Source organism: Acidobacteriota bacterium (assembly GCA_016716435.1).
In the GTDB taxonomy this organism is placed as follows: domain Bacteria; phylum Acidobacteriota; class Blastocatellia; order Pyrinomonadales; family Pyrinomonadaceae; genus OLB17.
This window is the reverse complement of the sequence record JADJWI010000008.1, coordinates 204,259-229,358: the sequence shown is the minus strand read 5'-3', so window position 1 is coordinate 229,358 and position 25,100 is coordinate 204,259. Positions and strand designations below refer to the sequence as shown.

The 25,100-nt window shown below is 52.0% G+C and carries 17 protein-coding genes and 1 pseudogene; 1 reads left to right on the top strand and 17 read right to left on the bottom strand.

Features of this window, described 5'->3' with window-relative positions:
* Window positions 1-7: 7 nt before the first annotated feature.
* The 5 genes from IPM21_13035 to IPM21_13015 all read right to left on the bottom strand — a co-directional run bounded on the left by IPM21_13035 (window position 8) and on the right by IPM21_13015 (window position 4,688).
* Window positions 8-394 (bottom strand): RidA family protein, encoded by a 387-nt coding sequence (locus tag IPM21_13035; GenBank protein MBK9164805.1) that lies wholly within the window; start codon window positions 392-394, stop codon window positions 8-10.
* Window positions 395-1,189, bottom strand: a complete 795-nt coding sequence (locus tag IPM21_13030; GenBank protein MBK9164804.1) for a hypothetical protein — start codon at window positions 1,187-1,189, stop codon at window positions 395-397. It abuts the gene before it with no gap.
* Between the two features lie 23 nt (window positions 1,190-1,212).
* Window positions 1,213-2,085 carry an acyltransferase gene (locus tag IPM21_13025; GenBank protein MBK9164803.1) on the bottom strand — a complete coding sequence of 291 codons (873 nt, stop codon included), beginning with the start codon at window positions 2,083-2,085 and terminating at the stop codon, window positions 1,213-1,215.
* Between the two features lie 41 nt (window positions 2,086-2,126).
* Window positions 2,127-3,605 carry an NCS1 family nucleobase:cation symporter-1 gene (locus tag IPM21_13020; GenBank protein ID MBK9164802.1) on the bottom strand — a complete coding sequence of 493 codons (1,479 nt, stop codon included), beginning with the start codon at window positions 3,603-3,605 and terminating at the stop codon, window positions 2,127-2,129.
* A 225-nt stretch (window positions 3,606-3,830) separates the two neighbouring features.
* Window positions 3,831-4,688: a hypothetical protein gene (locus IPM21_13015; protein MBK9164801.1), complete on the bottom strand. Its 858-nt coding sequence runs from the start codon at window positions 4,686-4,688 to the stop codon at window positions 3,831-3,833.
* A gap of 570 nt (window positions 4,689-5,258) precedes the next feature.
* Between IPM21_13015 and IPM21_13010 the strand changes: the two genes are divergently transcribed.
* Window positions 5,259-7,289, top strand: a complete 2,031-nt coding sequence (locus IPM21_13010) for a M1 family metallopeptidase (protein ID MBK9164800.1) — start codon at window positions 5,259-5,261, stop codon at window positions 7,287-7,289.
* Between the two features lie 40 nt (window positions 7,290-7,329).
* On the opposite strand, the gene IPM21_13005 is transcribed toward IPM21_13010, so the two are convergent.
* From IPM21_13005 to IPM21_12950, 12 genes and pseudogenes are all read right to left on the bottom strand, one after another.
* Window positions 7,330-9,966, bottom strand: a complete 2,637-nt coding sequence (locus IPM21_13005; GenBank protein MBK9164799.1) for a protein kinase — start codon at window positions 9,964-9,966, stop codon at window positions 7,330-7,332.
* Window positions 9,963-11,687: a hypothetical protein gene (locus IPM21_13000; protein ID MBK9164798.1), complete on the bottom strand. Its 1,725-nt coding sequence runs from the start codon at window positions 11,685-11,687 to the stop codon at window positions 9,963-9,965. Before IPM21_13000 ends, IPM21_13005 begins: the two co-directional genes overlap by 4 nt.
* Before the next feature lie 57 nt (window positions 11,688-11,744).
* Entirely contained in the window at window positions 11,745-12,923 is a 1,179-nt protein-coding gene (locus IPM21_12995; GenBank protein MBK9164797.1) for a tetratricopeptide repeat protein, read from the bottom strand.
* A 104-nt stretch (window positions 12,924-13,027) separates the two neighbouring features.
* A protein-coding gene (locus IPM21_12990; GenBank protein MBK9164796.1) for an IS3 family transposase occupies window positions 13,028-14,133 on the bottom strand; the annotation gives its coding sequence in 2 pieces (ribosomal slippage) (window positions 13,028-13,719 and window positions 13,719-14,133; 1,107 coding nt in all).
* A 77-nt stretch (window positions 14,134-14,210) separates the two neighbouring features.
* The gene (locus IPM21_12985; GenBank protein ID MBK9164795.1) at window positions 14,211-14,744 is read right to left on the bottom strand and encodes a hypothetical protein; all 534 of its coding nucleotides are present in this window, start codon (window positions 14,742-14,744) and stop codon (window positions 14,211-14,213) included.
* A gap of 6 nt (window positions 14,745-14,750) precedes the next feature.
* A complete protein-coding gene (locus IPM21_12980) occupies window positions 14,751-16,490 on the bottom strand; it encodes a tetratricopeptide repeat protein (protein MBK9164794.1) in 1,740 nt (579 codons plus the stop codon).
* A 6-nt stretch (window positions 16,491-16,496) separates the two neighbouring features.
* Window positions 16,497-18,221, bottom strand: coding sequence for a tetratricopeptide repeat protein (locus IPM21_12975; GenBank protein ID MBK9164793.1), 1,725 nt, complete (start codon window positions 18,219-18,221; stop codon window positions 16,497-16,499).
* A gap of 72 nt (window positions 18,222-18,293) precedes the next feature.
* Window positions 18,294-18,887 (bottom strand): hypothetical protein, encoded by a 594-nt coding sequence (locus IPM21_12970; protein ID MBK9164792.1) that lies wholly within the window; start codon window positions 18,885-18,887, stop codon window positions 18,294-18,296.
* Between the two features lie 43 nt (window positions 18,888-18,930).
* Window positions 18,931-20,736, bottom strand: coding sequence for a tetratricopeptide repeat protein (locus IPM21_12965; GenBank protein MBK9164791.1), 1,806 nt, complete (start codon window positions 20,734-20,736; stop codon window positions 18,931-18,933).
* 20 nt (window positions 20,737-20,756) lie between these two features.
* Window positions 20,757-23,579: a serine/threonine-protein kinase gene (locus tag IPM21_12960; GenBank protein ID MBK9164790.1), complete on the bottom strand. Its 2,823-nt coding sequence runs from the start codon at window positions 23,577-23,579 to the stop codon at window positions 20,757-20,759.
* 215 nt (window positions 23,580-23,794) lie between these two features.
* Window positions 23,795-24,619: pseudogene (locus IPM21_12955) on the bottom strand (hypothetical protein).
* A gap of 31 nt (window positions 24,620-24,650) precedes the next feature.
* Window positions 24,651-25,100, bottom strand: a complete 450-nt coding sequence (locus tag IPM21_12950; GenBank protein ID MBK9164789.1) for a BON domain-containing protein — start codon at window positions 25,098-25,100, stop codon at window positions 24,651-24,653.

The following is a 25,100-nucleotide window of genomic DNA, read 5'->3' as shown; positions in this document are numbered from 1 at the left end:
ATAGCGATCAAAACTCGGCGTCGGCCTCGATCTCGACCAGCATATCGGGATCGATCAGCCCGGAGACCTCGACCATCGTCGTTGCCGGCATTATATCGCGAAAAAACTCGCCGTGTGCACGGCCGTACTCTTCCCAAAGCGAGATATCGGTGACGAATATCCGCGTGCGAACGACGTGTTCAAGCGTTGCGTCGAAATGCTTCAATGCCCGCTCGATGTTCAAAATGCACTGCACGGTCTGCCGATAGGCATCGCCAATGCCGACAAGGTTGCTGTTCTCGTCCGTCGCCGTCGTGCCGGTAACATAGATCCGGTCGCCGACCCGCACGGCCCGCGAATACCCGACGATCGACTCCCATTTTGCCCCAGAGGAATATCGTTCGCGATGCTGCATCTACTTTAACTTCACAAAATACCGGCCGTTGAAGCGATAGGTGATAAAACGATTCGTAACTCTGCCCTGACGCGTCTCTTCGTCCTCGATCACAACGGGAAAACGAAACTCCTTTCGCGCCTCATTGAATTCGAACAGCTTTATCGGCCGCTCAGGCCGGTCAACCACAGAAAAAAAGTCGTACTCAAAGCCTACCGAGCCTTTTAACCCCGACTGAGTACGAATGACTCTTACCTCTTTATTTAGTTGTCCCCCATCAATTCGAACCACATCGAGCGTCTGCGCCGCCAAACTGGTCGAGCCAATAAATGTAGAAATCACCAGATACAAACTCCCCTTTTTTGTTTCGGTTTGGAATATTTGGTGGACAAAGGAACCGGCTCCAAATTCGCTTATGTCATCGGAAAGGGGGGCCGCCCACACGTTTACCTTTCCGTCTCGCGTTCGATACTGATAAACCGTTATGAAGTCGTGCATCGAACCGCCGCTTTCGGTGTCCCACGAATAGGTGCGAAGCCGCCCGTCCTTTGACGTGGTAACGAACATCAGATCGCTAAGCTTCGGAAACGGATGGTCGAGAACATCGGGCCTCGTCCCAAACTTAAGTAGCGACTCGCGAAGCTTTTTATTCAACTCTGATTGGGCATCGTAATCCCGAGAGCCTCCGTAGTTCGAAACCTTTTGCAGTTCTAACCTGTAACCAACGAGCATTGTTTCGATCTGCTCGACGGTTTGAGCAAAGCCGCTCGTGCAAAAAAGCACAACGATGACTAATGTGATGATGACAGGCCTCATACCCGTATCCCATTCTCCACTTTCTAATCTTCAACGATCGGGCCGTAAAGATCGGGCCGCCGATCGCGGAAGAATTGCCATGTGTTTCGGACCTCGCGGATCTTGTCCATGTTGAGGTCCGCGACGATCAGCTCATCTTGGTCGCGTGAGCCTTCGGCGATGATCTGTCCGCGCGGATCGCAGAAATAAGATTGCCCGTAAAACTCGCCGATGTTCCACGGGGCTTCCGTCCCGACGCGGTTTATAGCTCCGACGAAATAACCATTCGCGACGGCGTGTGCCGGTTGCTCGAGCTTCCAGAGATACTCGCTAAGGCCGGCGACAGTTGCTGATGGATTAAACACTATCTCGGCTCCGTTCAACCCGAGACATCGCGCGCCCTCCGGAAAATGCCGGTCATAGCAAATGTAAACCCCGATCCGCCCAAATGCCGTATCGAAACACGGATATCCAAGATTGCCCGGCCGAAAATAAAACTTCTCCCAAAAGCCGGGCGCTACATGCGGAATATGCGTCTTGCGATATTTGCCGAGGTACTTGCCGTCGGCATCGATCACGGCCGCCGTATTGTAATATATGCCGGCCTGCTCTTCTTCGTAGATCGGAACGATAAGAACCATCCCATGCTGCTTTGCAACATCCTGCATCAGCTTGACCGTCGGCCCGTCAGGCACGCGTTCGACCGCCTCATACCAACGCGTTTCCTGCTCGGCACAGAAATACGGCGTGGTAAATATCTCCTGAAAACAGAGCATCTGCACGCCCTGCCGAGCGGCATCCTCGACAAACTTCATCTGATTGGCGATGTTCGCCCTCTTGATCTCGTCGATCGGAGCATCCGCCGGTGCGACGTTATGGGCCTGTATCAGGCCGGCTTTTATTATTCTCGATGGCATCGGGTTCTCATTTGATATAGGACTTATCGGTCATATCGGTCCTATCGCTTCTTCAGACTCATCAAAAGATAATACAAGATAAAGGCTAAACCAAAGGTAACGAACCACGCGTAGGTGTAAAGCGTGTCAAAGAAATTCGGATCGGCCACCTGGCCACCCGGCGTAGTCGCGGCTCGAAGAAAACCGGGAACAACCGGTGCGATGGCAAGCACCAATGCAGCGATCGCCCGCCAATTGAAACCGCCGGTGTAGGAATAGATGCCGTCCGTTTTGTAGAGCTCGGCGAGTTCGATCCGCCGTTTTCTGATAAGCCAATAATCGCAGATCAGTATTCCGCCGATGGCTCCCATTAGGCCGGAATATCCGATCAGCCATGTGAAAATGTAAGCGCCCATCGACGACATCAACTGCCACGGCATCATCACGATGCCAATGACTGCCGTGATTAATCCGCCGGCAACGTATGAAATGCGTTTGGGGTTTATGTTTGAAAAATCGTTTGATGGCGAGACGACGTTCGCGGCCATGTTTGTCGAAAGCTGGGCGACGAAAATAACGATCATCGCGAAAAGGATCACCAGCGTGTTGTCGAATCGCTTGATCAGCTCGACCGGATCGGCGATCGCCTCGCCGTAGATGATCACGGTTGCACTCGTCACCGCCACGCCGATAAAGGCAAACGCCGTCATCGTCAGCGGCAGCCCGAGAGCCTGCCCAAGCATCTGCGAACGCTGGCTTATTGCGTAACGTGTAAAGTCGGGAATGTTCAAACTAAGAGTCGCCCAATAACCCACCGAGGCCGTCAGCGCAGCCGGAAATATCGCCCAGAAATCTGCTTGCGACGTCTGCAAAGCAGCCGTTCCGGAAAGCACGTTGCCGAGCCCGCCGGCCGCACTCGAAGCCCAGATCAGGAGCACCAATCCTCCGAACAGTAGCAGCGGTGCGGCCCACGATTCAAGGTGCTTGATGCCCTCGATGCCGCGGAGGATTATCGCGACTTGGATCGCCCAAAAGAGAAAAAACGAAAGCCACGTATGCACCGGATTTCCGGCAATAACGCCGCCGATCTCGGTCCAACCGCCCCACAACGCCGCTAGCAAAGCATCGATCGCAGTGCCGCCGATCCACGTCTGAATCCCAAACCATCCGCACGCGACGATCGCACGCAATATCGCAGGGATGTTCGCGCCCTTCGTCCCGAATGAAGCACGCAACAGAACGGGAAACGATATGCCATATTTCGTGCCGGCATGGGCGTTCAGCACCATCGGAACCAACACGATACAATTGCCGAGCAGGATGGTCAGCATCGCCTGCCACCACGTCATCCCCTGGGCGATAAACCCGCCGGCGAGCATATACGTCGTGATGACGACGCTCATCCCGATCCACAACGCCGCGATGTTCCACGTCGACCAGGTCCGCTGGCTGATCGTCGTCGGAGCAAGGTCGGCATTCCACAGCGGTGACGCGGAAACGTCTTCGGCCAGCTCAACAAAAGCAGCACTGTCGTTTTTCATTTTCTCGTGTCGACTTAACTGTTCCGTCTGAATTCAGGGCATCGTTTCACGTTTAGTTCTGACCCGAAATACCAATACAGGTAGAACAAATAAAATGCGACTCAGCGATCTAAACAGCCTCGTGGGTCGAGGCGGTCGTTCGTCAAATCACGGTTGCCCGATCCGCTGTTTACAACTCACTCTTCTGTCCCGCTTTTTTCGCATTCTTTTAGCCGAATGTCATTTTCAATGATCGATCGGTGATTGAACCACTTTGAACCTGATCGTATAAGTAGCGTTTCCGCGGCCTGACCCGACTATTATCCTGTAATTCCCGGTGCGGGGAAGCTCCTCCGTCCAGTTAGTATCATCCGAAACCAGATCTTCTCCATTCGGGCCAACGATTTGAAAACTTGCATTATTCTCCACCGAAGTTATCGAAACAGTCATAAATTGGCCGGCACCTGCACTAAGATTATACGTGTCTCGGTCGCCTCGGATCACTGAATTACTGTACGATGCTGATGTCGCCCCCTTACTAAATCTGACCGTCTTATTTGCACCGCCGTCGGCTTCAGCCGCTGTCAGATCATTGGACTTGGCCGAGACGCTGAAAGTGATGCTATAAGCGACATTTCGCCCGGATGAAACGACGATCCTATATTTTCCCGAATCAGCCAGTTCCTCGCTGAAACTTCTTACTTCGGTGGTTTCCTCCGCAGCTGAAATTTCATTTCCGGCCGGATTAAAAACGGTAAATCCGGCGTCCTCCTGCGGAGAATCGATTTTTATATCCATCGTTTGACCAGCTGAAGCCGTCAAGAAATAAACATGGGATTCCCCGCTTTTGATGGACTTATTATAGGTTCCCGAGGTCTTCCCTTGACCAAACCTGACCGTCGTCGGCCCGTTCGCGGGACTCTCACTGGCCTCATCTTCAGGAAGATCCTCTGCGCGGGCGGTCGTATCGCCGATCGAGTCGTTCGAGACGGCTTCCTCTCTGTTACTATTTTCTGTTTTGGATTCCTCACCTGAACCACAAGCGATGGTAAACACCAAAAGTAAAAAAACCACCATGACCAAATTGGTCTCGTTTCGTGTCATATGTAAGTAATTCTCCTTATTCTTCGTCACTAGATCTGTTCTGAACCGTGTCGTGATCACGACGCTCATCCCGATTCAAAGCGCCGCGATGTTCCAGGTCGACCACGTCCGCTGGCCGATCGTCGTCGGAGCAAGATCGTGATTCCACAAAAGCGACGCGGAAACGTCTTCGTTCAGTTCGGCACATTCTTTTCTCGCGTTATCCTATCAGTCCTACCGGTTCGATCGGCGGCTCATCGACGTGATCGCGCTGACTCAGCGGACTCTGACTTGTCGCTCGTCCGCCTCTCGAGCAGAACATTTCCATCGTCGAGACAATACGACAGCGTATTGTCGTAAAGGTCTCTTCTCCATTCAGGACATCGTCTTGAAATTCAGCAAGGCAGACTCTAACAATTAAGATATCATTATTTTGCGAAACCTCAGTTTGTTCGGGAAATCCTATTCTTCTCGGCCGAGCCGCTTACCTCGGATCACCTCTTAAGGGGTCAAAGCTAGCATCTCAACGCTCAAAGATTTACAATTGCCGAGATTCCGACAATTCTGAAATAGATCTTCGAAGGTATCTCAATGAAGTCAAAGATTCTTATAGTGCTCTTGTTTTTAAGCCACTGTGTTGCTTTTGGCCAGGTACAGACGGCCGAAACACCTCTGGATCCTGCGATCCTTAAGGATTCGGGAGCATCGGCAAAGCGAGCGATACGCCGGAATATTCCGCTAACGAATTCAATTGAAAAGGCTTATAGGGCCGGTACGAGAGATACCTCTGGCCGTCCGGGGGCGAATTATTGGCAGCTAAAAACCGATTATTCGATAAATGCCAGTCTCGATCCCGGAACGCAAACCATTACCGGAAGCGAAACAATTTCACTCCATAACAATAGCCCCGATAGGCTAGATCGGATCGTCTTACGGCTCGACCACAATATCTATCGACCCCGCGTTCCGCGCGGTTTTTCAGTTCCGGCGGAAAATACCGATGGAATGGTGGTCACCCGGATCAAGATCAACGGCGTTGAGATTGATCTGAAGTTAAGCCCGCCAAGACAAGATCGCGGCCAAGAACCGCAGAAGGTCGAAAGTTCATTTGTGGCCGGGTTAGATCAAACGGTCGCCAGTGTATATCTCGCAACACCGATCGAGCCGCGCAGCTTGGCAACCATTGAAATTGATTGGAGTACAAAACTTCCGGGTGGCGAGGGTGGTCAAGGGCATCGGATGACGCAGCGTTGGGACAGCAGACTTTTCCAACCGACCCAGTGGTATCCGCGTTTGGCAAAATACGATGATCTGCGAGGATGGGAAACAAATATTTATCTCGGCCCTTCGGAGTTTTATAACAACTACGGCAAGTTTGACGTTAGGATCGAAGTTCCTTCGGGATGGCTCGTAAGCGGAACGGGAGTGCTGCAAAATGCCAGCGAAGCCCTCGCTCCGTTTGTTCGTGAGCGGCTGGCTGCGGCATTAAGAACCGATGAAGAGGTAATGATCGTCAATGAAGATGAACGCGGTGTCGGTAAAGCACTGCTGCCTCGCGACAAGAATATTTGGCATTTTGTTGCAGAAGAAGTAAATGATTTTGCCTGGGCAACCTCGAATGAATTTATTTGGCGAAGCACACGCGCGAACATTCCGACAAAGGGTTATGTTCCGGTTCATATGTTTTACCTCCCCGAACGGGCACGTTTATTTGCTAATGCCGGCAAAAATTCCCGCCATGCTCTGGAGTTTTATTCTAAGCTTTTGATCCCATACGCCTTTCCGCAATTAACGCTGCAGGATGGCCCAAGTGCCGGAATGGAATATCCGATGGTTATCAACTCGAATCAGGGGGCCGCCGATCACGAGACCTTTCATCAATGGATACCGATGATGGTGGGAACTAACGAAACACGTTACGGCTGGATGGACGAGGGGTTTAATCAGTATTCAAATATACTTTCGAATGCCGATGCCCGCGGGAAACCTTTTGACCTTGATCGTTTGGGGCAGAGCTACGGCAGGATCAGCGGAAATGAAGATGAACCGACGATGATGTGGAACGCCAACTATGGCGGCACTCTTTATGGCTTTCAAACTTACAACAAAGCACCATTGATGTTTTCTATGCTGGGCGGAATGGTCGGTGACGACGCGATGAATGCAGCCCTCAAGAAATATGTTGAAACGTGGAAGTTCAAACATCCGTCGCCCTGGGATTTCACTTTCTTTATGAATAAAGAGCTTGGTCGTGACCTTAATTGGTTCTGGTACTACTGGCTTTTTACCACTGAGAGCGTTAACGGTTCGATCAAAGAGGTCGTTTCGCAAGGCGACAAGACAAGAGTTACGGTCCATCAAGCGGGCGAAATGCCTTCCCCTGTCGTGCTCAAAGTCGAATTTGCTGACGGCAGCGAGAAGATCAAGGCAATGCCGAATGCGAAAATGACTGACGATAAAACGGCGATCGTAAGATGGCACGAAGATGTCTGGTTTAACGGCGATCGAGATTTTCAGGCTGTACTTGATCTTGGAAAACGCAAGATCAGCAAAATAACTCTGGACCCATTTGGAAGGTTCCCCGATTCGAACATTAAAGATAATGTTTGGACCGGCAAGTAAGTAGAAATGTCTCTATTTTCAATGGCATTTCAAATTGCACTTATTCCAGACCCTTGACCAAATAGAGCTTGCTTATTTCTTCCTGATAGCCGTATGCGATCGTGCCTTTGGCGGAAACAAAAAGCGAATAGACACCGGTTGTTGACGATCTTGCCGGAGAGACCTTTCTCCACAAAGATCTTTTACCTGAAGCAGGATCAAGCTGGTGGATCTCAACCTCTCCCGGCTTTCTTTGATAGATCAGTAAATTCGATCCGTCCGCACTCCATCCGGCCAAAGTCTCGGCGTCGTTCATTCCATTTATGGGCTCGCACTTGCCGGTTTCGATCGTGCAGAGCACAGGTTTCCCGGTGGTATCGGCAGCTACCATTCGGGTGCCGTCAGGTGATAATCCGCTAAAGCCTGACCGTTCACGCCGATCCGGGATCGAAACACCGGCCGGGAGAAACGGCGCTAGGTTTTCTCCATCTGCACCCAGGACAAAAATTCCGAGATCGTCATTCTTAGTTTTCTTCGCCTGGATCAGGATCCTGCCGTCGGGCAGCCAACCGGCCCAATCAATATCAGCGACGGAACCCAAATTCAGCTTTTGAGGTTTTCCAGGACCTGTTGGGACTATCGAAACCATCGGTTCCGGCACTCGCACCAAGACAATTGCCTTGTCAGCGTTGGGCGATAAGGCAAGACCGATCCCATCGGCGATCTTTACCGGCTGTGTGCCTTCCGGTTTCCAGATATAAACTGAGCCCTTTGATCCGCCGCTGTATCCGGTTTCGTTGATCATCAGGGTTTCGTTTGAAGATATTCCGCCGAGCCTTCCCAATTCACGCCAGGTTCGATCTTTGGGAGGCGAATCCGCTCCATCTACAATTTCGATCGCAGAAACATTCCGGTCCACCGATATGAGTACATCCCCTGCCGGAGAAATGTCGTGCAAGGTGACTGAACCGGGAAAGCGAATGATCGTGCGTTCCTTTCCGTCTGTATCCAGACTAAATATCCCCACGTCTCGTCCCGCGGTTTCGGCCGCCGCAAACCAGACTTCACTTGCAGATCTCCAGGCAATTCCCCACCAATCGAAGAAACTACGGCTATTGGCGATCGGTTTTTTCGTCCCGTCCAGAATTGTCACTGGAAAAGCTGAGGGTTTCGTGGTGTCAAAAAATGCCAGGTAATCTCCTGATCGCGATATACGTGGAACCACATAATCCGCAAGTGTCGCGACCTCCGTCCGCTGTGTAACTGACGTCCCGACTGGAAATTCAATAGTTGAACGCCCGTTCTCGGTACGTGCAACCGCCATCGTATTGTTTTGACCAAAGTCCGCAAACTGGACATTTTCAAGTTCCGCCCGCGATGCTCCGCCGGTTAAAGATGCCTTTGCCAAAGTTCCGGTGCGAAAGTATGGATTGGCAAGCAGCACTTGCGAATCGGTAAGAATGGCGAGTTCGCCCGAAGTCGAAATACTAAGAAGATCGGCACCCGGAAAACCGAGCGGACGGTATTCGGGATTATCAAGGCTTGTAACATACAACTGACGGGGCTGTCCTTCCCAGTCAGCGCTGTAGACGATCGTCCGGCCATCCGGTGCAAACCGTGCGGCATAGATGAATCCCTTTTCAAAGGTTAGAGGTTGATAAGTAACCTTCGATTCGGTTGAACCTGATCTGGAACCCAAAAGTCCGAAATACCACAACCCGAATCCTGCCGCCACGAAAAACAACAAGGCGGTGGCGATCGCGGGAGCTTTCCATCTGCTCGCCGGAATTTCACTCTCTGTGGTTACGTCGCGGGTAGCAAAACCGGAGCCCGACGAACTGGTCGGCATTGACAGGGCTTCGAGGGCAAACCCGAGATCATGGGCCGAGTGAAATCGGCGATCAGGCTTTTTCTCCAGACATCGACGCATCAATTTGTCGAGGGCGGGCGGAATCGTGATTCCCGTTTCTGCAGTCTCCGGGACATCATCTTTCAGGATCGAGTGCATCATCTCGACCATCGATTCGCCGTGAAATGCTCGGCGTCCGGTGAGCATTTCGTAAAGTATCGCCCCAAAGGAGAAGATGTCCGATCGATGATCTACCGAATGTCCCCGCACTTGCTCCGGCGACATATAGCCGGCCGTTCCCATCACCAGTCCCGGATCTGTCAGCGCTCGTTTTGTGGCATCCTCGGAACCATGGATCTCGGTCTTAGGCTCCCGGAGTTTTGCGAGACCAAAATCGAGGATCTTCACACGGTCGTCGCGGGTGACAAAAATGTTCTCGGGCTTCAGATCGCGGTGAACTATACCTTTTTCATGAGCCGCGGAGATCCCGCTGACTATCTGCTGGGCGAGATCGATGGCTTTTCTGAGCGGTATCGGCCCTTCATCGAGCCTCTGGCGAAGCTCCTCGCCTTCGAGCAATTCGGAGACGAGAAACGGCGAGCCGTCGTGTTCGCCGATATCAAAAACGGTTAGTATATTTGGGTGATTAAGGGCCGAAGTCGCTTTCGCCTCCTGCTCGAACCGGCGCAGACGATCTTCGTCGCCCGACATCTCGGCCGGAAGCACCTTGATCGCGACCTCACGGTCAAGTCGGGAATCGTAAGCCTTATAAACCTCACCCATTCCGCCCTTGCCGATCTCGGAAAGAATTTTGTAATGGGAGATGACCGTGTTTTTTTCGAGGTTCATTTTCTACCAGGTAATCCAACGCGTTTCGCGATAGCGGCAAACCGCGGATCATCGCGAATATCTTCAAAGTATGGGTGGACATTCATTTTCGTAACATCAACGTCACGGTCCTCGAAGGCCTTTTCGAGCTCGATGATCGCGCGGTCTTTTTCGCCAAGGGCTCCGTATATTTGAGCGAAGTATGATCTTGGCACCCATCGGCTCTCTGAGATCGCCCGCAATCTTTGAATAACTTCTTCGGCCTTCCGACGCTGGCCGGACTTTGCATACGCATATCCCGCATTGACCAGGCTGTCCTGATTCTCGGGATCTTTATTAAGGCCTTGTTCGGCAAGTTCGATCGCCTTGTCGTACATACCCGCTTTGTTGTAAACGACGCAGGAATGATAGACAACGGTGGGATGGCCGGGAGCAAGGTAGTTCGCCACCGCTGTTTGCTCCAGCGCTTTGTCCATTTGACCGTCGTACATATAGGCGGAAGCCAGGTGTGATACATATACGGCCGAAAGTGGTTCCAGTTCTAAAGCACGTTTCAATTCGACGATCGCTTCGCTAAAACGCCCGATCGTCACGAGAAATGAATAGCCGTAAGTTTTGTGGATCTCAGCGACATTCGGGCCGAGTTCGATCGCTTTTTTATATTCGCTTTCCGCTTTCTGCCAATCCCAATCAAAAATTATGGATTCTCCCGCAACCGCGGCGTGGGCTTCGGCGAGATCCGGATCGATCTCTAGCGCTCTTTGGGCAGCGGCTTTTGCTCTTGCTGCGACCTCTTTCGGAGCCACGTAGCCATAGCTCGGCATTGTCCTATAGGATTCCGAAATACCGACGTAGGCAAGTGCGAAACCCGGGTCACGGACGATAGCCTGTTCGAAGTACTTGATCCCCTCCTCCAGGTCGACTTTTGTGCGTTTTCCATAATGAAACCGCCCTTTCAGATAATGCTGATAGGCTTGGTTGTCAGCTGTGTAGGTCTTAGTTAGTTCTTTTTCAACTTCACCGGCCAATTTCATCCTAAGTTTTTGAACTATTTCGGTCGTGATCTCTCGCTGGGTCGCCAGAAGATCGGACATCTTTCGATTGTATCGCTCGCCCCAAAGCGTCTTGCTGTTGCGTACATCAACAAGCTCTACGCTGATTATGAGATCTTCGCCCCGTTGAGCGACCCGCCCCGTCATCACAGCCTCAACCCCGAGTTCCTTTCCCGCGATGACTGAATCGGTCTGCTTCCCCTTATACCGAAATACGGAACTCGTCGGGCTTACCTTTAGGCCCTCGATCTGGGACAAACTATAGATAAGGGATTCCGCCAGGCCGTCCGTAAGATACTCCGAGTCGATGGAGTCGCTGCCGTTCTGAAACGGCATCACGGCGATCGATTCGATCTGTTTAGTTGGCGAGAAATATCGATACCCGAAGAATCCGCCGACAAGAATCACGACCACAACGACCAACGCCGCAAGCGGCTTCGCCGCCCGATGTGCGTGAACGCTCTGCCTTTCCGCAGATCCACCTGAACTTCCCCGAGGCTCCGCCTCACCTTGCGTTGTATGAACAAATGCCCGAGTCGCGGCCTCGCTCGGAGCATCAGTCGAATGAAAGATGGCCGTCAGCGGCTCGTCGAGCGAACTCGGGCCGAACAGAAGCTCTGCACCGTCATCGAGGCAATAGCTCAACGAATCGTCGTTATAATCTCTTCCGCAATCAGGGCACCGTTTCATATAAGGCTATTCAAGAAGTCGCTAACGATCTTGCGATCGAAAGCTGATGAGTTACTCTCATTTTCTGTCAGGCAATCCGGCGCGTTTTGCTATCTGGTCGAGACGCGGATCTTCGCGAAGGTCCTGGAACATCGGATGTGTTCTCATACTCGCGATAAAGAAATCCCGCTGTTCAAAGGCCTTCTCAAGTTCAGCAAATGCTTTGTCCTTCTCCCCGAGGGCTCCGTGTATCTGGGCGACATATGAATCCAATACATACTGAGTTTTAGCGAGTTCCCGAAACTGGCTTATGATCTTCTCGGCCTTTTCTCTTTCTCCATTCTTGGCGTAAATGAAGCCTGCGACCACCAACGAGTCTTGATCATCCGGCATTTTTAGTAATCTAGCGTCAGCAATTTCTAGAGCCTCCTTGAACATTCCTCTCGAAATGTAGATCAACATTACCCAATACCCTGTCATATTATGTCCCGGTTCGAGATTCTCTGTTGCGAGGATCTGTTCTAAGGCCTTGTCGCTTTGTCCGTCCGCCAAATACGCAGCCGCCAGCAAGGTACCGGCCACGATCGAAACGGGTTCCAACTCCAGGGCGCGCTTGAGCTCGGAAACAGCTTCGCTCGTCCGGCCCATCGGTGTCAGGTAATTGCTTCCATATCTGATGCGGGTTAGCGCAACATCGGGATTCAATTCGAGTGCCTTTTTGAACTCGCGTTCCGCGTTCTCCCAATCCCAAGCGACGGCTAAAATGTTGGCCAACGCGGCGTGGGCCTCAGCCAGATTTGGATCGATCTCCATTGCCTTTTGAGCTGCCGCTTTTGCCTTTGGTCCTGCTTCTTTCGGAGCCATAAAACCGTAGGAAGGCATTACCTGATAGGCATTCGCGATGCCGACATAAGCGAGAGCAAAATTCGGGTCCAGGGCCAGAGCCTCGTTGTAGTAATCGATCCCTCTCTCAATATCAGCCTTCGTTCGCTTCTCGTAATGAAATCGGCCCTTTAGAAATAGTTCGTAAGCCTTGCTGTTCGTTGTATAGGACTTTTGCAAACCGGAACCGGGATCGCCCACCAGTTCTATTTTCAGCTTCTGCGCTATTTCATTGGCGATCTCCCGCTGGGTCGCCAGAAGATCGGACATCTTTCGATTGTATCGCTCGCCCCAAAGCGTCTTGCTGTTGCGCACATCAACAAGTTCTACGCTGATTATGAGATCTTCGCCCCGTTGAGCGACCCGCCCCGTCATCACAGCCTCAACCCCGAGTTCCTTCCCTATCTTGATCGAATCGATGTCCTTACCTTTATAGCGAAGAACTGAAGTGTGACCTCCCCCCTATTCTTGTTACCGATCTAAACTAGAGGATTTCGGGTTTCCTGGTAGTTTTGAACTGCCTCGTTCGGGGTCAGGCCGCACAGTGCGGAGTGCGGCCTGAATCCGTTGTAATCATCCTTGAATGCCCGGATCTTCTCGACCGCATCTTCGATCGACAGGAACCAGTTGACGTTCAGGCATTCGTCGCGAAAGCTGCCGTTGAAGGACTCGATGAAGGCGTTATCCGTGGGCTTTCCCGGCCGTGAGAAGTCCAGCGTGACATCGTTCTCGTATGCCCAGTGGTCAAGCACCTTCGAGATGAACTCGCTGCCGTTATCGACCTGTATTCGCTTTGGCACAAGCCCTCTCGTCTGTTTGATGCGCTCCATCACATTGACAACATCGGGGCCTTTCAAGGACTGGCCGACCTCGATCTCCAGACATTCGCGACTATAATTATCGACTAAAGTTAAGACCCGAAAACGGCTCCCGTCGAACAGCTGGTCGGCGACGAAGTCCATGCTCCAGCACTCATGCGGACCGGTAAGAACTGGCCGCTCCATTCTATGGGCCGCCGCCTTTCGCCTTCTCGGCCTCTTCCGTCTCAGGTTCAAGCCCTCTTCCTTGTATATGCGGTACGTACGCTTGTGGTTGTCCCGCCAGCCTTCACGTCTGAGAACCGTGTGGATCCGCCAGAAACCGTATCTTACCCGCGTTTCCGCGATCTCCTGATCCGCCGCCTCACTGCCCGGTCATCTCTCGGCCGCTCGATATACCGGAACACCTTCCGCGAGATCGCCACCACCGAACACGCCCGGCGTTCCGAGACCCGGTAAGAATCCAGCAACCACCTTACTAACTGCTTTTTCTGCTTTGCACTCAGACACTTTTTTAACACGTCCTGCAGCATCTGCTTGTCCAAGCTCAGATCCGCCACCACCCGCTTCAACTGCAGATTCTCTTCCTCGAGCTGCCTCAACCGCCTCAACTCCGCCGTTCCAAGTCCATCGTACTTCTTCTTCCAGTTGTAGAAAGTCGCCTCGCTCACACCCATCTTCCGGCACACCTCCGCGACTGGAACTCCGGTCTCCGCCTGCTTCAACGCAAACACGATCTGCTGCTCCGTAAACTTCGATCTCTTCATGGTAATTATGTCTCCTCATATTGTCATAATTACCCGGCTTCCTCTATTTTAGTTTGGTATCTTTTTTCGGGGGGAGGTCAAGTGGAAGGGCTGACCTTCAAATCCTTTATTTGCGAAAGACGATAGATCAAAGATTCGACAATGCCATCCGAAAGATATTCGGAATCCGAAGAGGCACTATCATTCTGAAAAGGCATGACCGCGATCGAGTTGATCTGCTGAGAGGTCGTAAAATAGCGATAGCCAAAGAACCCACCTACAAGAATCACGACAGCCACGACCAACGCCGCCAGCGGCTTTGCCGCTCTATTTGCGGTAAAGCTACCCTTTTCCGTAAGGCCGCGCAAACTCTCTTGAGGCTCCGCCTCCGCTCCACGCGGAAAGACGGCTGTCTGTTCAGTAGTGTGAATCTGGGCACGTGTCGGAGTTTCACCCGGAGCAGCGGTCTCATGGAGGATCGCGGTTTGCGGTTCGTCAGTTGGCAACCCAGTCGCTATTGCCCCCGGTTCTGACCCGGACGCAGGGCCGTCAAGCAAAGCATTTCCGTCATCGAGACAGTAGAGCAGCGTTTCGTCGTAATAATCTCGTCTACATTCAGGGCATCGTTTCATATAATTCTATTCCGGCAACCCTATCCGATTCAGCAGGTCTTTGAATCGCAGGTCGTCGCGGAGGTCGTCGAAAAGCGGATCGACCTTCATTCGTGAAAAGTCCGCTTTTGCTGCAATACTTTTCTCCAGTGCGGCAAATGCATTATCTTTATCCCCGAGCGCTCCATAGATAATGGCAGCATTCCCTCCAAGGAATGCCGGGTCTGAACTGTACTTTGCAAGGACGGCCTCTGCCTCTTTACGGCGTCCGGTTTTCGCGTAGGCGTAACCGAGAAAGCGAGCTAATAGGCGCTGAGTAGTTTCGTCCTTCGGCGCCGCATCGACCAACGCGATCGCCTCGTCGTATTGCTTATTTGAACAATAAGCATATGCAAGCCAAAATCGGGCCGAGATAAAGTTAGGGTCGAGATCGAAAGTTCTTTTGGCCTGCTCGACAGCATTTTCGTACTGTCTATCAAAAAGATATGCGCCTGCGAGGTTCGCCTGCATTATCAATGACATTGGCTCGAGTTCCAACGCCGTCTTGATCTCACGTAACGAGTCACCGGTCCGTCCGAGGCTCTGAAGCAGCAAACCGTAATAATAGTGCGTATTCGCATTATTCGGATCCATTTCGAGTGCCTTCTTAAATTCACTTTCAGCCTCGGCCCATTTCCATTCTGACCGCAATGACATACCCAACGCAGTGTGAGCCTCGGCAAGATTCGGGTCTATCTCGCCGGCCTTTATCGCCGCATTCTTTGCTCTGGAATAACCTTCTTCGTTGGAGACCGGTAAGAAGCTGTTCCCCGTTCCGGTATTGTAGGTATAGCTAATGCCGACGTATGCTAGGGCAAAGTTGGGGTCGAGCTTTATCGCCTGCTGATAGAAATCGAGAGCCTTCTGAAGGTCGTCTTTGGAACGTCTCGCTAAGTGATATTGACCCCTCAAATAGAGCTGATACGCCTCATTGTTTTCGGTGTACTTCTTGGTCAGCTTTTGTTCACCTTCGCCTGAGAGCTTCAATTGCAGCTTTTGAGTGATCGTCGTCGCGATCTCACGCTGCGTCGCAAGCAGATCCGCCATTTTGCGGTCGTATTGCTCCGCCCAAATAAGTTTGTCGGTCCGCGCATCCGTAAGCTGGACGCTGATGCTGAGGTTCTCACCTATCTGAACAAGCCTTCCGGTCATGACCGCATCGACATTTAGCTCTTTGGCGATCTGCGATGTGTCGCTTCCCTTGCCTTTGTATCGCATCACCGAACTCGTCGGGCTGACCTTGAGATTCGGCAGTTGCGAAAGCCGATAGATCAGCGAATCGGCTAACCCATCGGACAAATATTCGGTATCAGTACTATCACTCCGATTCTCAAACGGCATAACCGCGATGGAATCGATCTGGCCGGCACTGACCGCTGAGAAATATCGGTAGCCAAAGAACCCGCCGACGAGAACCAGAACGGCCACGACCAAAGCGACCAACGGCTTTGCCGCTCGACGTGAGTCAGAACCACCTGCGGTAGTGGGTGGTTGAAGTATTGCGGTTTTGACATCCGGCTCGTCTGTCGGCTGCGTCAATCTAACCGCCGAAGGTGGTGCCGACAATATCGCGGTCTGAGGTTCGTCGGGCTCAGAAGACCCGGTCGCTACCGCTCCAGGTTCTGACCGGCCGCTCGCGGGACCTTCGAGCAGTGCATTTCCATCGTCGAGACAATACAGCAACGTATCGTCGTAATAATCCCGTCTGCATTCAGGGCATCGTTTCATAAGATCCTATTCCGGCAACCCCATTCGCTTCAGTATTGCCGCGTAACGCTTGTCGCTCTTGAGTGAACCAAAATTCGATTCCCGCCTGATCAGCAAAACCAATTCAAAGCCGCGGCTTTCTACATCCTTTTCTATCCATTCAAACGCCTTGTCTTTATTTCCCAGGGCCGCATATACTACGGCGACCTGGACCCCAACTGTCTTTTCTGGATAGGCATCTTCCAGTTCTTTGATTATCGCCTTTGCATTTTCCGCCTGCCCGTTTTTTGCATAGGCAACTCCAAGATAAGAGACGAATCTACGGATCTTTCCATTCGATAATTCGACCGCCTTTTTCGCTTCAGCCAAGGCATCGGCACCGCGTCCTTGTTGCAGATACACACACGCCATTAAATTAGGTGCCCCAGGGAAATTGGGATCTAGATCCGCAACCCTCTTGGCAAACTCAAGCGCAGACTTAGGATCAAGTTTGTCCTCGCAGTAATGATTTGCAAGGTTGTAATTGACGATCACTGACAATGGCTCAAGCTCGTACGATTTCCTTAGCGTCTTCGTTGCTTCATCGACTCTTCCCTGCGTTATCAGGTATTCGTAGAACCATCTGCGCGCATTCGCATAGTCCGGGCTCAATTCGATCGCCCGCCGGAATTCCTTCTCGGCTTCAGCCCAATTCCACGAGTATAGATTCACGTATGCGAGCGATGCGTGAGCTTCTCCAAGCGAATCATCGATCTCAATTGCTCGATTTGCGAATTGCCTTGCTTTTGACAAGGAATCAGCCGGAAAGTCGCTATCCCACCACTGGAATACTGCATAGGAATCGGCGAGACCGACGTAAGCGAGCGCATATTTCGGGTCTTTGTCAATGGCTGCTTTGAACTGCTCGATCGCTTTCCTGAGGTTCACTCCATCCCTTTTATTCCAGTAATAACGTCCCTGAAGATAAGCTCTGTAAGCCTCCGCATCAGCGGTGTAGCTTTTCGCGATTTTTTCTTCTTCAGCACCCGTTAGCCTTGTTTTTAGACGGCTTGAAACATCTTTGGCGATCTCGCTCTGGAGTGAAACGAGTTCCGACTGTTTTCGTACATATCGCTCGCTCCAAAGCACCGCGTCTTTCCGAACATCGACGAGTTCCAGACTCAGCGTCAATTCGTCCCCGCGTTGAACGATCCGGCCATTCAATACCGCTTGCACATTCAATTCCTGTCCAATAGTTTTCGCGTCAGTTTTCTGTCCTTTGTAGCGAAAGACAGATGAGCTGGGCTTCACGTTCAAATTTGGCAGTTTGGACAAACTCCCGATCAAAGTCTCGGTCATTCCGTCCGACAGATATTCGACGTCCGCATTTCCACTCTCATTAACAAACGGCATCACGGCGATAGAGTTTATTTGGTTCGCACCGAACGGCCCCAAATATCGATAACCGAAATATCCGGCAACTGCGATCAACACCGCCAGCAATGGGGCTGCGATCAGCCGTTTATCAAATCCGTGAGGTTTAGAAGAATTACCAATAGCTCCAGTCGGCAGAACGGCCGTTTGCTCTGTTGTATGGATCTGTGCGCGGGTCGGTTCATCGCTGGGTGCGGCCGTCGAATGCAATATTGCCGTCGCGGGTTCGTCAATCGATGCCGAACCAGCTCCTGGGCCATAGAGCAACTCGCTACCGTCATCGAGGCAGAAGCTCATCGTGAGATCGTATTCACGGCTGCATTGCGGGCATCGTTTCATAAATTTCTAAGGCGGAGTTCCTAACTGCACTTACTATCGACGCGTTCCTGTCATTGGCATCGTCTATTTTACTCACCCTTTCGAAGAAAGAAATCCCGAGATCGCGTTGGCGATGCGGGCTTCGCGGTCGTGGGTGTTGAACATCGGGGCCTCTTCGCGGAGGGTCTGTTCGCTGACGCCGGTTAGGAACATTCCCTCTTGCTGCAGGACGACGAAATACGAGTAGCTGGTACCATTCGATTCGCTGTTGTAACTCGTTTCCGTCTTCACGTAGGCTCCGGTGAACTGGCTCAGGCTGCCCTCGATCACTTCGCGGCGGTAGATGAACTGGCGGACGAAAGCGTAGGTGTCTTTCGTTTTGTCAAAATAATACGCTTCGCGGATCGAGCCTTTTAGCGAGATGGCTAAACACGCAAGAGCTGGTATCCCCGTGAACCACAACCCATACGAATCGGGCATTTCCCATACAAACAAAAAAAGTAAAAACAAAACTGTTAACACCACAAAACCGACAGCCGCGAAGAACCCTAACACCGTCGGCCTGTAGTCCATGATGATCAAGTAATCCGGCCGCCGTGCGATCCACACCGGAACAAGAAAATCGAACCTGTCCCCAACGATCTGCGCCCATAGGCGGTCAGATACTGAATATTCGTCTTCACTCATAAACTCGATCTCCCACGCTGACAGGGCAACGTTTCATAGATTTCTACTCCGGGATCCCGACTCGTCTGACCAATTCCTTAAATCGCGGGTCGTCTCGCAGGAAAGTAAATGGTAATCGAATTTTGAGTTCTGCGATCTGCGGTTCGCGTTGATCATACGCTTTGTTCAGGTATTCAAGCGCTTTATCTTTGTCCTGACGACGGGCATAGGTTTCCGCAATTCGAAAGGCTGGCAGATAGGCATTTTTGTCTTTTTCCACGCTTGATCTCTGACTGTCCAGTTGAATGTCTATTTGCTTTTGCACAAAGCCCTTATAACCGTCTTTTTCAAAAGCTAGTTGGAGGTCTTTAATGTTTTCTGGAGTGAGGCCAAAGAGGAGTTTGACCTGGATAAGGCGTTGCTCAACGGCCTCAGAATACATGCCGTTGGCTTCATAAACGTCGGCGAGGTTATTGCGAGGACTCGCTGCGTCCGGAAACAACTCAATGGTTTTCTTAAACTGAGCAATTGCTTCGTCCCGCTTACCTCCAAGTTCAATCACTCTACCTTTTTGGTTATTTATGACCATCGACAACGGGTCAAGCTCAATAGCTTTATTTATCTCCGATAGCGCTTGGTCGCCATTTCCCGAAAAATGATAGACCTCTGCAAGCCACTGATAAGCTGACGGATACTTTGGGTTGAGTTCGATCACTCTCTTCAGCTCTCTCTCAGCACCTTTGAGATCATAATCATAGTTGGTCAGTATCTGACCGAGCGAAGCGTGTGCCTCCGCCAGATCTGGGTCAATTTCGAGGGCTTTTTGTGCCGCCTGCTTTGCCAACGGCATGTATTCACTCGGTCTGAAATTGCCGTAATACGGCATCAAAGCCAATGTATCGGCGAGTCCCGTGTGGGCGAGTGCATAGTTCGGGTCAGCAGCGATCGCTTGCAGGAAATACTCTCTGGCTTTTTGAAAGTCCTCAGTCTTTCGTTTGTTCCAATGAAAACGCCCTTTTAGGTAGAGCTGCTGTGCTTCGGAACTGGTCGTGTTGGTCTTGCTTACCCGCTCCTGTTCGGTCGCGGTTAGTTTCGAACGAAGTTTATCCGAAACGGTTCTCGCGATTTCGCTCTGCAATGAAACCAGGTCGGATTGTTTGCGATTGTATTGCTCGCTCCAGATCACATCCTGAGTATCGGTGTTGACGAGTTCCAGACTCAATTTCAGATCATCACCGCGTTGTGAAACTCGGCCTAACAAAACGGCTTGCACCTTTAACTCTTCCCCGATCTTCTTCGGCGAAGTCTCCTTGCCTTTGTAATAAAAAACCGTGCTTCGTGCCTTTACCGACAAATTAGGAATGTTCGACAAACTGCTGATTAGCGTTTCCGTCATTCCATCGGACAAATACTCGACGTCCGCATTCCCGCTCTCATTAACAAACGGCATCACGGCGATCGATTCGATCTGGTTTGCCGGCGTGATGTATCGATAACCAAAGAAACCGCCGACCAAAACAGCAATAGCAACCACCGTGGCAATCAGCGGCTTGGCCGCCCGGTGAGCGGAAAGGCTCGGCCTTTCCGAAAGCCGACCCAAAGACTCCCGAGGCTCCGCTTCCGCTCCCGTGTTTAAAATGGCGGTCTGTTCCGTAGTATGAACCTGCGCACGGGTCGGAGCCTCGCCAGTCGCATTCGTCGAATGCAAGATCGCGGTTTGCGGTTCGTCATCTGGCAACCCGGTCGCTATCGCTCCCGGTTCTGACACGGAGCCGCTCGCCGGGCCCTCGAGCAGCGCATTGCCGTCATCCAGACAATACAGCAGCGTATCGTCGTAGTAATCCCGTCTGCATTCAGGGCATCGTTTCATAATTTTTCAAGAGCGGATCGTTAATCCCCGCTGGTCACCATAATTGCGTCGCGAGTATAGTTTCCGCGTGCAATGGCGATCTGCTTGCCGTCAGTCGAAAATGAGAACGAGTAGATAAAGCCCTCTTTAAAGTTGGAGATCTGCCGTGGCGTCCCGCCTGCTATCGGTTGGCTCCAGAGGTTTGCAATGTTGTCTTTTACCTGATTGTAAACGATCGATCTTCCGTCTCGTGACCATCTGACAAAGGTTCCGGCCGTGGGACTATCCTGAATACTGAAAGTCTTAAGCGGCACCCCGCCGTCGATCGGGAGAATAGCGATCTTATCGGGCCGCGCATCGGGTGAGCTGGCAGACTCCAGAAAAAGTGCGGCAATTGACTTGCCGTCGGGCGAAACGACAGGCTTGTTATAATAGCCCTCCGTTAGGCGGATCGGGGCGCCGCCATCGACCGAAACTTTCCACAGCCCCCGCGTTTCCGGTCCAAAAGAAGCATAGACCACCCACTGTTCATCCGGGGTAATATCGGGGTGGTCATCTCTACCGCGATCCGTAAGTTGTTTAGGGTTGCTGCCGTCAATCGCGGCGATCCAGATCCTGTATGCTCCACTTTGTGTCGAACCATAGACTACATACTTTCCGCTTGCCGAAACCTCCGGAAATATGTTGAGACCCGCATTTGATATCAATGGCTTTTGCTGGCTGCCGTCGGCATTCATGATGCCCATGTCAGCTTTTCCTCCCCTTATATCAGGTGAATAGACCAGCCTGCCGTCCGGCGTCCAGCTTGTGTCGATGATGCCTCCCGAGGCCGCGGTTGATATCTGTTGTGCCTGGTCGATGTTCGAAACCGGTGCGACCCATACGCTTGCCATACGGTCGAGCAGCGCCGTTACAAAGCGGGTTGAATCACTCGTGAGACTCAGGCTGCGATGCTCCGCAAAACTACTGGTGATCTGTCGCGGTATGCCGCCCGTAAGTGAAATTTGCCACACCTGTCTATAAGCAGATCCCTCTTCGCGAGCGATCATCAACATGTTCTGGCCGTCCTTTAGCCACGCAACGTTTCCAATGTATTCCCAGCTTTCCCTTGTGAGATCGCGTTCTTTACCGTCGCTAACATTTACGCCGAGGACCTTAAATTTGCTTCCGCTCTCAAACCCGCCAAGTGATACGGCAATGGTTTTTCCATCGGGTGACCATGATGGGCCTGTAAAATATATTGGATAGAATCGTTCCGGCAATTTGCGCGAGGCCAATACCTTTTCCCCGGTGCCATCCGAGTTTGCCACCATCAGTACGCTCTCATTCTTTTCAGGAAACTCTCCGCGCACAAAGGCAATTTGTTTGCCGTCAGGCGAAAAAGAGACGGGGCTGTCTAAACGCTCCATCAGTTTTTGCGGAGTGCCGCCCAATGCCGGTATCCGGTAAAGGACGCTGGCCTGGTTTAGCTCACGCGTTATATAGAAAAGATCGTTGCTGTCCGGGGTAAAAGTGATACCCCAATATTCAGCCGGCCCTTCGGGTACTGCGACAATGTCGTTATTTGCGCTGGCCTGTCTGACCAGCAGGGTCTGCTTTCCGGCATCGCTCTTGATGTGGGCGATATATTTGCCGTCCGGCGAGATCGCCGTATGGATGACCCGCCCATTATTTGTAAGTTTGGTGATCTTTGTTCTCTCAAATAGCGGCCCGGTAGTTGTATTGGTTCCGCTCATCATACGATAAAGCCCAAAAGCTGCGGCAACGCCGATCAGCCCAACCACACCCAGCGCAAGAAACGCCATCTTCCTGTTCTGCCTGATCCCGGAGATCAGATATTCCGCACTGGATATTTGTGTCGGTGCCGCAGGCAGTTGTGTGCTGACTATCCGGGTTGGCTGGCTGTCCGCACCGGCCGTAGCATGCATCAAAAGTGTTTCGCTGCGATTTGGCGCGGCGGTGGCATCAAGCTCGGCTCCCCCTTCCATTTCGCGCCTGACTTCTTTTAATTCGATGGCCACATCCTTGATCGACTGATAGCGTTCTTCAGGGTCCTTAGCCAGGCAGCGGCGCACGATGCGTTGTAGGTCGCTGGGTGCCGTCGGGGTAAAATCCTTTATCGGCGGAGCGGGTTCATAGATGATCTTGTGCAGGGACTTAACAACCGAATCGCCCTTAAATGGCTGCTCTCCTGCTACGGCCTCAAAAATAATGCAGCCGAAAGAGAAAATGTCCGAGCGGTTGTCTATCTCCCTGATTCTTCCCTCAGCCTGCTCAGGCGACATATAGCCGACGGTGCCCATTATCATACCCGGCTCTGAATGCTGATTGATGATGGCGGTGGCGGCTTCGGTTTCCGGCGTTTCGGCGAGCGGCTTAAACTCCGTCGATTCAACCAGCTTGGCCAGCCCAAAATCGAGTATCTTTGCATATCCATCGCGCGAGACCATGATGTTTTCCGGCTTCAGGTCGCGATGCACGATGCCCGCGGCATGTGCCTTTGCCAAACCCTCGGCAGACTGCGCGAGGTATTTCAAAAGGCGTTTCAGGTCGGTCTTATTTTTGTGCATTGCATCGCGCAGGGTAATCCCATCGACAAACTCCATTGCGATATAGTGAATATTGTTCGCTTCGCCAATTTCATAAACGTGAGCAATGTGAGGATGGTTCAGTGCAGCCGCGGCTTGGGCCTCCTGTACAAATCTGCTCATTCGAGCTTTGTCCTCGGCGAACTCGGACGGCAGGATCTTAAGCGCAACCTTGCGTCCGAGTTTTGAATCCTGCGCTTGATATACCTCACCCATTCCGCCTTTACCGATGGCTGAAATGATCTTGTATTGATTGATTATTGTTCCAGTTTCCATCTTTAGTTTTTAACCAGGAAACCCGACTTTCCTGATCAATTACTTAAATCGTGGGTCGACTCGCCGGATAATGCTCTCGAATGAGGCCTCGCCGACGACGGCCTCGAGAAGCGCATTTCCGTCATCGAGACAGTACCGCAAACTGTCGTCGTAATAATCTCTTCTACATTGAGGACAGCGTTTCATAGGGTTAAACGCCGCTAGTATAGCCCAAATCAGTCAAAAAGCTGCCATTTGATGAGCGTGCAGGCGATCTGAAATCCATTCTTCTGAGCGTTCTTTTGCGATTGACTACCTAAAGCTGCTCCGATCATTGCCAGTTTGCATCCGCGTTCCGCAGCGAACCGGAGACGATCATTGAGAAGCACGTTCTGCTCCCCGCGGTTGCGGCCTTCGGGGATGGTGCTTGCACCGGCTAGGATGCACATTTCGCCACAAATGAATAGCATTCCGGTCGCGATGGGACGGCCCGCGAGTTCCGCCAAATATGGGAACGCTCCATCGCATCTCGCACTGACGCGGCCAAAGTTGAACATGAAATCCGCCAGTCCTTCGTCTTCGGTCGCCCAGCCGGCGGCAGACGTATGAGCCCAGAGGTCGGCCTCGTCGTCGGCGACCACCCGTGTCGTGAGCTCCGGGTCCCGGCTTCCTCCCTCGGGGATCTCTCTGCTGAGCTCTCTATAAAGAACCGAGGTCAACTCGATCGGCCGATAAGCCCGTTCGCGAGGCAGTGTAAGGATCGAAGGATCCGCCATGGGACTCACGTCGTAAAAGACCGGAGACTCGCGCTCATTAAAGGAAGCTTCGGGCTCATTGAGATACTCATCCTTCGCTTCCTGAAGACTCCCGAGGCCGAACGTCTGCGTCAGCGGCGACTCAGCACCATCAAACATCGCATGGGCGCCACCGACCTCGATCCACGCGGCACCGCCCTCACGATGAAGGCGGGCGCGTGTTTCAGCGAAGTCGGAATTCGCCCGAGCCTCCGTCCGCTCAAGCGATCTTGAAAGCTATACATCCGAAAAGAACCGTTGATCCATAAGCAACTATCAGAGTTCCCATGGTCTCGTATTACTCGTTCTTCGTCCGGCCGGATATATTGCAGCTATCTCCTTCGGGAATGCAAATATCACCGCACGGTTTCGTGCCGGCCTGGCAGCCACCATCCCCTGGTTTAAGGCTGTCACCCTGGGCGGGCTCGGAATCCCGGAAATTCTGAACGTTGATCATCACTACGCACTTGGTCGAAGCGACGATATTGAAGGCGTCTTTATAATCGCCCCTTGAGTCGGTCCAGCCCTGGAGCTTGATCACGCGGTTAAAGGAGATCACATTGATGTGCGAGAGTTGCCCGGCAAGGTCTCCATGTGCCTTGAACTTGGCATAGATCTCCTCGACCAATTGAGCATCGGTTACGGCTTCGCATTGAGCGTAGGCAGGCCGCTCGTAGGCGGAAATTGTCATGAGCAAAAGGCCGAAGCATATTGCCAAAATGATTTCGATCGGTCGTTTAATTTTCAT